Origin of the sequence: Cohnella abietis (assembly GCF_004295585.1) — a bacterium.
GTDB classification, from domain to species: domain Bacteria; phylum Bacillota; class Bacilli; order Paenibacillales; family Paenibacillaceae; genus Cohnella; species Cohnella abietis.
Window position 1 is genome coordinate 495,606 of sequence record NZ_AP019400.1, and the last position, 14,375, is coordinate 509,980.

Below are 14,375 nucleotides of genomic sequence, written 5' to 3' on the forward strand. Positions count from 1 at the left end.
TGCTTACGATTCAGAATGGGTTCAGAAATTCAAAATATACTGGAGTGAGATAGCCTGCGCTTTTTCGCTTCGTAGTGGATAGCCTGTTGAGACAATGACTCTCAATAGGCTTCTTTTCTATATCGTTCTGAGCGGACAAGCTCTATAATTTCTATGAAGATACAAAGGCAACGTACGATTATACCTACCGAGGAGTCGGATGATGAATAAACGAAAGCTTGTTATCAGTTTCATTTTGTTAACACTGTTCCTCGTATCTACTGTCATCATTATTTTTGTGGAATCTGGGACGAAGGATAAAGTACTAGCTAAGGGTGGCATTATCGATTTGAGGGATTGGGATTTCCCTACATCCGGAACCGTAAAATTAGACGGTGAGTGGGAGTTCTACTCGAACCAGCTGTTAACGCCTGATGATTTTTCTGTAAGAGACGAGGAGAGCAGCTCTCCATCCCATCTGGCTGACGGGCAAATCGTCAACATTCCTGGTAAATGGAACAGCTATTTGCACCCTGGTGGCAAATCCAACGGAATAGGCTACGGGACTTACAGGTTGCTTATTAAGCTTCCTCAGAATTCAGAAGGAATTTACGGCATTAAAACTTCAAATATAAGAATGTCTAACAAGATATACATGAACGGTCAGGAAATCGGAGCGAGTGGGATGCCTTCCGCCCGTCCATCCGAAGGCGTGCAGAACAATGTACCCTATGTTGGCGTTGCTCCTGTTAAGGGAGACAGCGTTGAACTGATCGTACAAGTTGCCAATTATAGCTACGTGACCGGAGGGATCATCTACTCGATTGCCTTCGGTGATCAAGCAAATATCATACATACCCAGGAGCTTGCGATTCTGAAGGATGCACTGCCTATTGCTGGGTTATTAATCTCAGGTATATTCGGTCTTATGTTATTTGGATTTAGGAGGCAGGAGAAGGGACTGCTCTATCTTGGCTTGTTCTGCTTCGCCAGTCTAGTCTTTATGATCTCGCAGGGAGAGAAGCTGATTGTTCTCATCCAGCCAGGAATCCCCTATTGGATTGTGCTTAAGATTCAGCCCATCTCTTCAACACTAGTGTATTACTTTCTCTTGCGTTCGATAGCTGAATCCAATCCAGGAGCTACCAGTAAGCTTGCAACTCGAATTGCTATAATAAGCACGACGGCAATACTTACCCTCTTTATTGTTATGCCTACGACATTTATATCACGTTGGGAATTTCTTATTCTATTCAATGGTTTTATTCTGGTTGGCTTCTGCTTGTATCTCATGCTTAAGGGAAGAAATCAATGGGATAAAGTTGATTTCTATTGGCTATTGAGCGCTCAGAGTATCTTCGTAATCATCGTTATCTATTTGCTTTATGTGTCTGGTATTTGGCCAGGGTTATATGTCATTACTTACGAGATGATTATTTTCTTCTTCGCTCAAGCTGTTCTGTTAGCCAAACGATTCACGAAATCAGCTCGGGAAGTCGAGAAGTTGTCGGAAAAGCTTCTCACACTTGATGGATTGAAGGATGAGTTCATGGCTGATACGTCCCACGAGCTAAGAACCCCGCTGCATGGGATGATCAATATCGCTCAGTCCATGCTGGAGGGGGCAACAGGCTCGCTTGCGAACGAGAAGCAGGCCGAGCATCTGTCTATGATCGTAACAACAGGCAAGCAATTGTCTTTGATTATTAACGACATCCTGGAGTTCGCTGAGCTGCGTGGCGGTGCATTAAAGTTGGATAAGCGTGCGGTTCATCTTCAGCCTGTTGTTCATGCGGTTGTTGAGGTCATGGGGCATATGATAACAGAGAAGGAGGTACGGTTAATACAACGAATACCTGCCACATTACCTTTACTGAATACGGATGAGGATCGATTACGCCAAATCCTTTATAATTTGCTAGGTAACGCGGCTAAAGCGACAAGCTTTGGGGAGATTATCGTCTCTGCAAGAACAGAGAACGGTTATGTAACAATTGAAGTTACAGATACAGGAACAGGGATTTCTAAAGAGCTTCTCTCCATGATTTTTCCACCTGGTCACCGGAAACTACAAAACCGTTCCTTCAAGGGCTCAGGGCTCGGCTTGCGCATTACGAGGCAGTTAATTGAGCTAAGCGGGGGACGGCTTTGGGCCGAGTCGGAGCTAGGCAAAGGAACAACCTTTTCTTTTACGATACCTATAGCCGAAGAAGCGAAGTCCTCTGTCTACGCAACAACCTTACAGGAAACGGCGGCTACAGCAGCTACATCAGATTTAGGCTTTACCTTGGAACCCCGCCCACATTCCGTACCTTTGCCTAAGGAGTTTCGGATACTGGTCGTTGATGATGATCCAGTGAGCTTGCAGGTTCTCATTCACTTGTTATCCATCGAGCAGTGCGAGGTTATTCCGATAAGCAGTGCTACTGATGCGCTAGAGGAGGTTATGACTCGAGGACTGAGCTATGATTTGGTCATTACGGATTGGATGATGCCGAATATGTCAGGAATTGAGCTCTGTCGAAAGATTCGGGAGCGATTCATGCTTTCTGAGCTTCCGGTGCTCCTCTTAACAGCGAAGAGTAGGCCTGAGGATATTCGAATCGGGTTTGAGGCAGGCGTAAACGATTATATAAGCAAGCCGGTAGATGCGGGAGAGATGAGAGCGCGTGTAAGAACGCTACTAGAGCTACGTCGATCAGTAAAGGTTGCTGTTCAATCGGAGATGGCCTTTTTACAAGCGCAGATTAAGCCACATTTTCTATATAACGCGTTAAATACCATTATTGCAGTCTGTCCCGTTAATCCTTATAAAGCGATGGATTTGCTCATTGAATTAAGCCAATTTCTACGGAGTAGCTTTGATTTCCATAACCGGGACAAGCTGACGACGCTTGAAAAAGAGCTGGAATTAGTTAAATCGTACTTAACACTAGAGCAGGCACGGTTCGAGGAGCGGTTAAAAATTGAATTTGATGTAAAATGTGATCTGAAGGTGCTTATACCGCCTTTGACCATTCAACCCATCATCGAAAATGCAGTAAATCACGGTGTAATGAAGAAAGAGGAAGGCGGAACAGTTAGACTGATCATTGAAGAGACGGGGGATCACACCGTTATTAAAGTGGAGGACGACGGCGTTGGCTTCACGAGTAAGCGGTTATCTGAGGTCGTGTCTGAGCAAGGCACGGGTCGAGTTGGGTTGAGCAATATTCATAGAAGGCTTATTAATCTTTATGGAAGTGGGCTAAAGATTAACAATGGGGAGAAGCAGGGCGCGGCAATTAGCTTCCAAGTTCCCAAGAGCGTCTCTAAGCCTATAGGTCCTTCAACGATGGGGAGTGAGCATAGTGAAAGCGATAGTAATTGACGACGAGAAACCAGCGTTGGCACAAATCGAATGGTTAATCGAGAGGGATGGTCGTCTTGTAGTTGCGGGCAAGTTCACATCTGCCAGAGAAGGAATTATGCATCTGGAGAAGGAGCGGGCAGAAATTGTATTTCTAGACATCGAGATGCCGGGCATGAATGGTCTAGAAGCAGCGGAGCATATTCGGGGGATTAACCCGGAAATCCGAATTGTGTATATTACTGCTTATTCTAACTATGCTATCGAAGCCTTTGATCTGCATGCGCTGGATTACTTGCTGAAGCCCGTTCATCCCGAGAGATTTAAGAAAACTGTAGCCCGGATTATAGACGATCTAAGTCGAAGGAAGGTTGAGCACGTATCGCCAGTCGCCCAGCCAATGCTGTCCAGCTTCAGGCGATTGGAGTTCCAGAGCGAGGGCAAACCAAGTATAGCGCTTAAGCAGCTGCGAACATTAAAGGCTCAGGAGCTATTCGCCTATCTCCTCGAATATCAAGATCAGTGGGTATCCAAGGAGCGGCTGCTCGACACCTTGTGGCCTGGGGGAATCTATGAGAAAACGACAGTGCTGCTGCATACATCCGTGTATCAAATCCGCAAGCTTATTAAAGATTGGAACATTGGGGCTGTCGTCGAATATGCCTTAGATAGCTATCGTCTGACAAGTAATGGCTTGTTGGTGGATAGAGAGTTATTTGAACGAGGCACAGCATCTGCTCAGGTAGAATCTGAGGCTGATAGAGAGGCTGCTTTAGCTACGCTTGCTCTATATGTCGGAGATTATTTGCAAGAGCATGATTACGAGTGGGCAAGGCCGCGAAGGGAAGCACTGAGATCTAAGTATGTACTTCTTATGCAGAATGTAGCGAAATACGAGGCAGCGACGGGCCGCCAGCATGAAGCGCTTAAGCGGCTCGTTGCTATTCATGAACAAGATCCCTATTCAGATGAAATTTGCCTGCTAATTCTCAACATATACGACCAGTTAAACGATTATGATGCGCTACTTACTTATTATGATCAATTCGCCAAGCTTCTGCGTGATGAGCTGAATTCAGAGCCGGAGCCTCAAATCCAGCTTCTTGTGCAAGCTGTACGGGAATATGGCCTGTAAGCTGCAGAGTTCTACGAGCTGATATCGCCTGCAATCTCCAGAACGATAGGGCAATGGTCACTGCCTAAAATGTCACAATCGATGGATGCGTCAACGATCGAAGCAGCAAGTCTTGTTGATGCGAGGAAATAGTCAATTCTCCATCCTACGTTTCTGTCTCTTACACCAGGCATATTAGACCACCAAGAATAAATATCTGTCCGCTCGGGGTAGAGGTGTCTAAAGGTGTCAACAAATCCGGCGTTCAGAAGCTTAGTCATCTTGTCCCTTTCCTCTTCTGTAAAGCCGGAGTTGCCGCGATTAGCTTTGGCGTTCTTAATATCAATTTCCTGGTGTGCAACATTCAAATCGCCGCAAATAATTACAGGCTTAAGCTTATCTAACTCCTGAAGATAGCCACGGAACCGATCCTCCCATTCCAGACGATATTCTAGTCTAGAGAGGTCGCGCTTGGCGTTAGGTGTATATACGGTGACGAGATAGAAGGCATCGAACTCAAGCGTCAGGATCCGTCCTTCAGGCTCGTGGTCCTCTTCTATACCATACCTTACGGATAGCGGCTTAACTCTCGTTATTACAGCCGTTCCCGAATAGCCCTTCTTAACGGCATAATTCCAATATTGTTCATATTCCTCGCCATAGCTTAAAGTGATTTGACCTTCTTGTAGCTTAGTCTCTTGAAGACAGAATATGTCGGCATCCTTATGTTTAAAATAGTCATTAAACCCTTTATTCACGCACGCTCTCAGCCCATTCACATTCCAGGACACCAGCTTCATTATGGTCTATCTCCTTAGTGGTTGCGATAATTTGTTTTCACCAGTTTACCATAGATCATTGTCTGTCAAATTTTTAATCAACATTCTATCAATTTGGTAAATACTTACATTGCAGTAGAGGCTCCAGAAGCGATATGCTAGAGGTATCTTTTATTACATAAAATTAGGAAAAAATAACCTATGACTATTGGTGTATTTGACTCAGGAATCGGCGGGCTCACAGTATTAGAGGAATTGCTTCGGCGGCTCCCCCGTCACGATTATCTGTACATGGCGGATACGCTCCATGTACCTTACGGAACGAAGCCTAAGGATGATGTAAGAAGATTTATTCTTAGCACTGTCGACACGATGATTAATGAGGGTATTGACGCTCTTGTTGTGGCCTGTAACACGGCTACAAGCATTGCAGTGGCTGAATTGAGGGAGTTATATTCCTTGCCGATTGTAGGCATGGAGCCAGCGGTTAAGCCAGCGGTGGAAATGAATCGTGCAACGGGGAAGAGGGTGCTGGTATTCGCAACTCCCCTGACCCTGCAGCAGCCTAAGTATTACGCCCTTGTATCCCGTGTGGATGAGGGTGGAATCGTGGATTCATTGCCGCTGCCTGAGCTGGTAGAATATTGTGAAGGCCTTCAGTTCGATAAGGAAGTAATGGGAGAATATTTCCGAGAGAAGCTTGCTCGATATGATCTCGACAATTACGGAATTGTCGTACTTGGCTGTACGCATTATCCTTTCTACACAGATATTCTTCGCCAAGTTCTGCCACCACACATTCAGATCGTTAATGGAAACGCAGGGACCGTGAAACGGTTGTCCGCTTTGCTTAGCCGTTATGGGATAGCGGAAGGCCGCGGGAGCGGTGACGTGAGATTTATGTGTACAAGCGGCGATCCCTCATATGTAGATAAAATGCAGATAGCGCTTGAGTTCGTTCAGGAGAGCTACAGGAAGAACGAGGAAACACTTTAATGGATGCCAAGTAAGTACTGAAAGGTCGGGTACCTCCTAGAGGTAGCCCGGCTTTTGCATATATAGTCTTCTAATAATAAGACCATTCAATAGAGTAGGGTACGAGGACGTTATAAATATTGCTAGAATGGGATAGGCTATTAAAGCTATTGAGAGAGCAAATAGATCACAAACCAAACAAGAATGGAGATACAGAAATGAGCACAGCCGTTCCCAAAGCCCAATCCCAAGTAACGGGGAAGAAGCGAGGCAAATGGCTTATATTGGCGGTTCTAGCACTGCTGGTTATTTATTTGCTAGGAGCAGAGAGTCGTTTGTTAGGACGTTGGGTGCCGATAGGATGGTTTCGAGACATACCTGAGGTAACACAACTGCATCCTATAGTGGACAAAAATAAAGAAAAGCTAATCGAACGGAGTAAAAAGGCAGGAATCAAGATTCTAATAACGAGTGATTTTCGCAGCTCAAAGGAACAGGATGCTCTATACCGTCAAGGTCGGAGTGATAAGGGAGCCATTGTTACCCAAGTAAAGGGGGGCCAATCCTTTCACAATTATGGCTTAGCCATCGATTTTGCGCTGCTAACCCCTAAAGGTAAAGCGATATGGGATATGAAGTATGACGGGAATAAGAACGGCAAATCAGACTGGATGGAGGTCGTAGCTATAGCGAAAGAGCTGGGGTTTGCATGGGGTGGGGATTGGAAAGGCTTCCCTGACTACCCCCATTTGCAGATGGACTTCGGCTATTCCATTGGGGAGCTCCAGCGGGGATGGAGGCCTCCCTATCAAGTTGCAAAATCAGGATAGCACCTTGCTAATATAATGTGCTACCGCATCTTCATCGTTGCATCCTAGTTTTCCAGTGGCTATATCTAACAGCTGAGGATGGGCATTCGCCACAGCGAGGCACGTCCCGGCTAATTCAAACATACCTAAGTCGTTCAGGTTATCACCGAATGCGGTTACCTGCTCTGGGGTGCAGTGGATAAGTTGAGCCCATTTTCGAAGGCCTTCCTTCTTATTTGCTTTTCTATGGCTGAACTCAAGGAAATAGTGGTTGTCGATGTACGGGTCCTTCATGAAGTGGATATGGACCTTATCATGAAAGGCTTGTTCTACTGTAGCTTTTAGAGGTTCTAGCTCCTCAAGCAGTCCGATGTAGGTAATAATGAGTGTTCTGTTCGCATCAGGACATTCCAGCGGGGTGCATTCTGCAAAGCGAGGATCATTAGGGCGACTTTCGTAGAATTGCAAGTCACCTGTTCTACTTAATTTCTCATGCCATACACGCTCTTTATCTTCGTTATCCAAGGTGAATAAGAATGGAAGTAGCTTTGCCATTCTACCCATATCAATGATTTCATTCGTTATCTCTCTTTCTAACCAATGTCCGTTTAATACCTTCTGAGTAAGGGGGTCTAATATAACGGCCCCATTATAGAGCACAATAGGATATTTCCAAGGAATAGCAGACACAATTCTGTTGGAGCTCGAGTAGCTTCTAGCCGTCGCATAGCTAATAACGATTCCTTGCTCGAGAGCTTTAGTGAGTACGTCAATCGTATAGGCAGATAAGGATGCATTTGATTGAAGCAGGGTTCCGTCAAGATCGGTCAGAAAGGCTGTCTGCATGATGCTTTACACCTCCAATGTCCATTGAAAATAATGACCTTCTCAGTATAATACATTTTGCTTAGAAGTTCTGGGTTGCTGCGTTTAAATCCTCGGCTGAGCTGGCAACCTTTGTGGTGGAAGAGCCGACCTCTTCAATAACTCGCACCAATTCCTCTAACTCTAACTCCACCTTGTTCATTTCGTTCATGCTGCTTTCTAGTGACAGCAGAATATGGTCAAACCTTTCTCTGGTTTGCTCCGATTCATGCTGTCCTAATTCGACGAGATGCTTGACCTCTTCAATGGATTGCACAACCTCTTGCGTGTGTGCGTTAGATAGCTGAACTAATTCACTAATTTGTTTAACTGCCTTGCTGGAATCCTCAGACAGCTTCTTCACTTCTCCTGCTACGACTGCGAAGCCAGCGCCATGCTTGCCTGCTCTTGCAGCCTCAATGCCGGCATTGAGGGACAGAAGCTTGGTTTGACCGGATATCTGCTGAACAATGCGCACGATCGAGGAAATCTGCTCTGAGGAAAGAATGAGCTGCGCGACCGAGCTTTCCATCTGCAGAGAGCGTTGATAGATAGACTCGATTCGTCGTTTGAGATCGCTTATTTTCTCTGAACCTATTAAAGCAAGCTGACGAGATGCTTGAGCCATGTTAGCGCTGTGCAGGAAAGATTCATTAACATGGCTGCTGCTGGCAATCAGTTGCTCGGTTGAAGCACTTGTCTGTTCGGTAAGAGCGGCGAGCTCTTGGCTTACAAGACCGATTTTATGCTTCACTTCTTCCCGAATTTGCTTGTTATATCGTTCCATTTGCTCGATATTTTGCTTCTCGTAAGCCTCGATGACAAGCTGCTGCTCGAAGTTAAGCAGCTTGGTAATGGCCTTTCCGTAGGTCAAGCTCTGCTGGTTATCTTGGGCATAGTGATGAATGATTTTGAGAAAGGTATTTTGCAGGTTCTGAAAGCTTCCAATATACCATTTAGGCTCTAACCCGATGCGCTGATGAACCTCGGCAATGCGAAGCCGTTTCTGAATATACTCGCTATTAATTCGACCGCTAAATATTTCGATAATATGCTGCTTTAAGGTGCCTCGGAGTCTTTCAACCGTACTATGCTCGATAATAATATTTTTAAGAACGGATACGTCAACGATTGTCGTGTAGAAAGCCTCTATAATTTCATCGATATGCTCGACAATCATAGGCTGAATGGCGTGAATGATTCTTAAATCCTCTGATGTTAAATCTATCATCTTCAGCTGTGTAGTTAGCTGTTGATTAGAAACATCAATTAAAGCCTCATCTGTTGACTGAACGGATTGAATTTTACTCGAACGTACAGCTTTAGAATTGGGTGCTTTTCCGAACCATTTCGCCATGCCAGCTCACTCCCTTAGGTAGCGCATCTCAAGCTGCTCAGAAGACATAGGGCGATCTTTGAGATACCCTTGTACAATATCGCAGTTCATTCCTCGTAGACATTCCAACTGTTCTTCCGTCTCGACACCCTCTGCAATGACCCGAAGATTCATGCCGTGAGACATGTCGATAATCGCTTTCGTTATGACCACACTTCTAGAGTCGCTGGTTAGCTCCCGGACAAAGCTCTTGTCTATTTTGAGAATATCAATGGGAAACTGCTTCATGTAACCTAGTGCCGAGTAGCCTTTACCAAAATCGTCTATCGCGATTTGAAAGCCAAAGGACTTGAATTCGTGAAGAATAGGCAATACCGATTCAATATCGTTCATACTGCTGCTCTCGGTAATTTCAATGACGATGTAGTGCGGATCGACGTTGGACTGGGTCACAATGTTGCGAATGGTGGACGCTAAGTCAGGCGCCATGAACTGTCTAGCTGATAAATTAACGGCAATAGGCGGCACAACATAGGATGAGGAAAGCCAGCTATTAATCTGTGAGCAAACCTCCTTCAATACCCACTTGCCGATCTCCATGATGCTACCGGTTTCTTCAGCGATAGGGATGAATTCTCCAGGAGAGACTGCGCCGAGCGTAGGGTGATTCCAACGAATGAGCGCCTCCATTCCTTCCATCTGGCCGGTTTCTACACTAATCTGTGGCTGATAATGAAGAGTTAGCTGTTTCTTGGAAATCGCCCAACGCAGCTCGTTCTCTAGATCAAGCTTACGCAAGAAGGTGTTAATAATGCTCTCGTTGAAAATCTGGTAGCCGCCGTTCTGGATTTTGGCCTGATACATGGCTAAGTCCGCGTTCTTGATCAGTGTTCCGAAGTCACCGCCATGGGTAGGATACATACATATGCCAATGCTTGCGTTGATATAAAGCTCATTGTCCTCCACCCAGAAAGGCTTCTTAATGCTGGCAATAAGATGATTGGCAATCAGCGTCGCTTCTTCAGGGTCCTGTAAGTCCTGTAGAACGATAATAAACTCGTCGCCCCCTAACCGGGACACAATATCATCCTTACGTACAACGGAGGTCAGACGCTCGGCGACTTGCTTGAGGAGCTTGTCTCCCATGTTGTGTCCCAAGGAATCGTTGACCATCTTAAACCGATCAAGATCAATAAAGAAAACAGCGAGCTTTCGATTTGTTTTCGTAGCCTTGGCAGATGCTTCATGGACTAATTCGCTCAGTAAGGTGCGATTGGGCAGTCCTGTCAGCTTGTCGAAATGAGCCAAATACTTTAGGTTCTCCTCAGACTGCTTACGCTCAGTAATATCCGTGAACATGCCTATGTAATTCGTAATAAAGCCATTCTCATCCCGCAAGGTTGTTATGGACAGCCACTCGGGGTATAGCTCGCCCGTCTTTCTTTTGTTCCAAATTTCACCTTGCCAGAAGCCGTAAGCATGAATTTTCTCCCACATTTTGACGTAAAAAAGTTGATTCTGAAGGCCAGAGTGCAGTAGCCTTGGCGTGTGCCCAATAGCTTCTTGCTCTGAATAGCCTGTCATCAACGTAAAGGCTTGATTAACAGATAGAATTTTCAGCTGTTTATCTGTAATCATAATTCCCTCGCTAGCATTACTGAACACTTGCGCGTGTAATCGAAGCTTAGAAATCGTGTTTTTACGATTTGTAATGTCAGAGAACATACCTACGTAATTGATTAGCTCTCCATTCTCATCCTTCACAGAGCTAATGGAAAGCCATTCCGGATAGATTTCCCCGTTCTTACGACGATTCCAAATCTCACCTTGCCACTTGCCATCCTTATGAATGGAAGCCCACATATTAATATAGTAATCAGAGTCTTGAAAGTCTGATTTCAGCATGCTAGGCTTCTGCCCAATAACCTCTGATTGCTCATATCCGGTAATGGATACGAATGCAGGGTTTACACTCACTATTTTAGAATAGCGATCTGTGACCATAATGGCTTCCTGCGAATCATGAAATATTCGAGCAAATGGCAAAGCCAGATTTTCTACTGCTTCCCTATCCTTAAAGGGATCCGTATGCTGTGTATGTGAATTCATATATGAACCCCTCTCTGCTGCTATGCCGGTGTAGCTATAAGCTACAAGTCTATTCCAACTGCATATAGTCGTTCTTTTATTTGCTCAGGGACATTGTTAAATGCAATAGTGGCATCGCAATCATTAGCCATTTTTTGTGAGGCTAACAATAGACCAAGCCCTGAGCTATCCATATCTGTAACCATACCAAGATGAAAGGTGAGGCTGCGAAATCCTTGCTGTAGGAGAGGGAATAATTTCTGGCGGATGGCGGTTGCTTCTCTAACATTAATAATCCCGTTTAGAATAACTTCGATATTGTAATCAATATTTTTGATTTCATAACACATACGCGAACCTCCCCTTAGAGTTCCAAACGAGAATAGATTGATAATTTTGTTAAACAAGCACCATCGTTGTCAGAATAGCGATTTTTGATGGTTAGATATACCTATCTATACCGCATTTTCCCATTTTTTTCTGTGACAAAAATCACATACAGCGCTCACAACAATAGGATCAGGCATCCCTTGTGGGAGGCCTGACCTGAATTGTTTATTGTAAATAGCGTTAACGCAGGTTAGGTATGACTACGCTCGGATTGACGTCCGCTCCATAATCAATTCCATCCGTTTCGAACCCGAACAGCTGGAAAAATTCACGACGATATCCTTCGAGATCAGCTAACTGATCAATATTGTCCGTCGATATTTGTTCCCAAATTTGCGCAACCTCTTCTTGTACATCATCGCGCATTTCCCAATCATCGATTCTAATGCGGCCCTCTTCGTCAACGGCAGTTCCGTCCTCCGTGTATAACCGGTCAGAGAACAATCGATACATTTGCTCGATACAGCCCTCCTGAAGTCCTTTTTCCTTCATAACTTTGTACAAGGCAGAGATATATAACGGCACGACAGGAATAGCTGAGCTGGATTGCGTCACAAGTGCCTTGCCTACCGTTACGAATGCCCGACCACCGCCTGCGCTGAGCTTATCATTCAGTTGCTTGGCAGTTGCCTCGAGATGATCCTTGGCTTGTCCGATTGTACCTTCTCGATAGACGGCCTGCGTTATTTGTGAGCCGATATAGGAGTAAGCGACAGTCGTTGCATCATCAGTTAACACGCCGCCTTCCTTAAGCGCATCCATCCACATCTGCCAATCCTCGCCACCCATTACATCGACCGTTTCTTGTATTTCTGTCTCTGTAGCGGGCTCTATTGTAATCATACTTACTACTCCGTCGTGAAAGTTGACGGTTTTATTGGTATAGGGCTGTCCAATAGGCTTAAGCACCGAGTTGGAGGTTTCACCTGTACGGGGATTCGTTCTACGAGCCGTAGCAACACTATATATGACCAAATCGACGTGTCCCAGCTCGCTGCGAATCACATCAATTGTTTTTGCTTTTATCTCATCGGTAAGTGCATCTCCGATAACGCTGAACGATTTCAGCCCGGCTTCCTGAGCCGCAATTTCGAAAGCAGCAGAATTATACCAGCCCGCAGATGCCGTCCGTCCTTCGCCGCGATCCCCTGGCCGATAGACACCAATTGTGTTGGCACCGGCTCCGAAAGCAGCCACGATTCGGGAAGCAAGACCGTATCCCGCTGAAGCTCCGATGACTAGCACGTTGCGGGGGCCCTTAATTGGCGGTTTGTCTTTCACGTAATTAACTTGCTCCTGTACTTGCTGTGCGCAGCCTTGCGGATGAGCTGTTGTACAAATAAAGCCACGTGCTCTTGGTTTAATAATCATGTAATGTAAATTCCCTTCTTCAATCGAATGCACCATTCATTATGTCTATTTTAACGATTTTTCTATGAAACGGAAACTGTGACCACCAAAAGAGTGAATGCGTCTAATTGTGTCATTGATAAAAAGCTCGAACGACTTTCAATAATTTGACAATTATGAGCATGACAAACGGGAGTGTTTTCCAGATATAATTATGCTGTAAGATTAAAGTTGAGGGGGGATTGTATGGCTATTCAGAAGCTCCAACGCTCGTATTTCTGGTTCCTTGCCCTTACTATGCTCATCTTGCTTACGGATACACTTACCGTTCGTTCCTTTTCGCTTGCTGATCAGGACCCCGTTCTCGTTTATGCCCTCATGTTCGATTTCATGCTCGTCATTCCTTTTCTATATTGGCTATTTATTCTGAGGAAAAAGGGGAAATCAATAACTAAGATCATTCCCTTGCCTTTGCTAGGTGCACTCGTTGTGTGGCTTGTCCTTCCCGTTCATCTAAGGGGCTCGGTGTGGAGCGCTGTATGGCCTGTTGAATTGCTACTTCTGGCAGTTGAGCTTGCCTTTGTTGGCTATGAAATTCGCATTATTTATCGAGTGGTCAAAAGATTTCGGAGGATTGCCAGCCAAGAGCCGAATACCGGTGAGGCTTTACGTATAGCCGTGCATGAGGAGATTGGACAAAGGAAATTAGCTTCTCTTTTATTGCATGATATCAGTTGGGTGTACTTTCTTTTCTTCTCGTGGAGAACTAAACCGAACATAGACGTGGATGGCTCTCCAGTATTCACCTACCATAAGAAAACTAATCAGGTTCTATACTCCGCCATTTTAACTAAAATCATCATACTTGAAGGTATTGCTGTACATCTGTTGCTCCAGCAATGGTCTCATTGGGCTGCTTGGGTAATGACGATTGCCGATATATGGTTACTTGCTTTAGTCTGGGGCGATTGCCGTGCATCAGCCCTTCAGCCCGTCAGTATTAAAGGTAATTATGTTCGTTTGAGATATGGGCTAAGAATTCAAGCTGACATTCCTCTAGAGGATATAGCCAATGTAACGAGTGCGCTCGAATTCCATCCGGATACTAAGGAGTTGAAGAACTCTGCGACTTCGCTAATTCCGGCTAATATTCGAATAGAGCTTAAGCAGCCCACTAAGGTTGAGGGACTATTATTCATGCCTCGGCAGGTTACTACGATCTATATGGCACTTGATGAGCCGGAGGCATTTGCCCAGGAGCTGAGAAAGTACGCAGGACACAATTAGGGGGAATTGTTCATCTGTCGCCGTCGACGGCTACTTTAATTTATTGCTGCATTTA

At 45.1% G+C, this 14,375-nt stretch carries 11 protein-coding genes; 5 read left to right on the forward strand and 6 right to left on the reverse strand.

What is annotated here, in order from left to right:
• The first annotated feature begins 199 nt into the window (after positions 1–199).
• Positions 200–3,349 (forward strand): hybrid sensor histidine kinase/response regulator, encoded by a 3,150-nt coding sequence (locus KCTCHS21_RS02065; protein ID WP_232058043.1) that lies wholly within the window; start codon positions 200–202, stop codon positions 3,347–3,349.
• Complete coding sequence (locus tag KCTCHS21_RS02070) at positions 3,330–4,463, forward strand: response regulator (protein ID WP_162309248.1); 1,134 nt, start codon at positions 3,330–3,332, stop codon at positions 4,461–4,463. The genes KCTCHS21_RS02065 and KCTCHS21_RS02070 overlap by 20 nt, the downstream gene beginning before the upstream one ends.
• Positions 4,464–4,474: 11 nt before the next feature.
• On the opposite strand, the gene KCTCHS21_RS02075 is transcribed toward KCTCHS21_RS02070, so the two are convergent.
• Positions 4,475–5,242: an exodeoxyribonuclease III gene (locus KCTCHS21_RS02075; RefSeq protein ID WP_130604899.1), complete on the reverse strand. Its 768-nt coding sequence runs from the start codon at positions 5,240–5,242 to the stop codon at positions 4,475–4,477.
• A 180-nt stretch (positions 5,243–5,422) separates the two neighbouring features.
• On the opposite strand from KCTCHS21_RS02075, the gene murI reads away from it, so the two are divergent.
• Positions 5,423–6,217, forward strand: coding sequence for a glutamate racemase (gene murI, locus KCTCHS21_RS02080; RefSeq protein ID WP_130604900.1), 795 nt, complete (start codon positions 5,423–5,425; stop codon positions 6,215–6,217).
• A gap of 197 nt (positions 6,218–6,414) precedes the next feature.
• Positions 6,415–7,026: a M15 family metallopeptidase gene (locus KCTCHS21_RS02085; RefSeq protein WP_130604901.1), complete on the forward strand. Its 612-nt coding sequence runs from the start codon at positions 6,415–6,417 to the stop codon at positions 7,024–7,026.
• Here the strand turns inward: KCTCHS21_RS02085 and KCTCHS21_RS02090 are convergent.
• The 5 genes from KCTCHS21_RS02090 to fabV form a co-directional block, all read right to left on the reverse strand.
• The gene (locus tag KCTCHS21_RS02090; RefSeq protein WP_179952655.1) at positions 7,018–7,851 is read right to left on the reverse strand and encodes an HAD-IIB family hydrolase; all 834 of its coding nucleotides are present in this window, start codon (positions 7,849–7,851) and stop codon (positions 7,018–7,020) included. The genes KCTCHS21_RS02085 and KCTCHS21_RS02090 overlap by 9 nt on opposite strands.
• A 61-nt stretch (positions 7,852–7,912) precedes the next feature.
• Positions 7,913–9,226 (reverse strand): globin-coupled sensor protein, encoded by a 1,314-nt coding sequence (locus KCTCHS21_RS02095; protein WP_130604903.1) that lies wholly within the window; start codon positions 9,224–9,226, stop codon positions 7,913–7,915.
• Positions 9,227–9,232: 6 nt separating this feature from the next.
• Entirely contained in the window at positions 9,233–11,314 is a 2,082-nt protein-coding gene (locus KCTCHS21_RS02100; RefSeq protein ID WP_130604904.1) for a sensor domain-containing protein, read from the reverse strand.
• A 41-nt stretch (positions 11,315–11,355) separates the two neighbouring features.
• Entirely contained in the window at positions 11,356–11,643 is a 288-nt protein-coding gene (locus KCTCHS21_RS02105; protein WP_130604905.1) for an STAS domain-containing protein, read from the reverse strand.
• Positions 11,644–11,863: 220 nt separating this feature from the next.
• Entirely contained in the window at positions 11,864–13,054 is a 1,191-nt protein-coding gene (fabV, locus tag KCTCHS21_RS02110; RefSeq protein WP_130604906.1) for an enoyl-ACP reductase FabV, read from the reverse strand.
• Between the two features lie 225 nt (positions 13,055–13,279).
• Here fabV and KCTCHS21_RS02115 point away from each other — a divergent pair, with 225 nt between their 5' ends.
• Positions 13,280–14,320: a hypothetical protein gene (locus KCTCHS21_RS02115; protein WP_130604907.1), complete on the forward strand. Its 1,041-nt coding sequence runs from the start codon at positions 13,280–13,282 to the stop codon at positions 14,318–14,320.
• Positions 14,321–14,375: the final 55 nt, after the last annotated feature.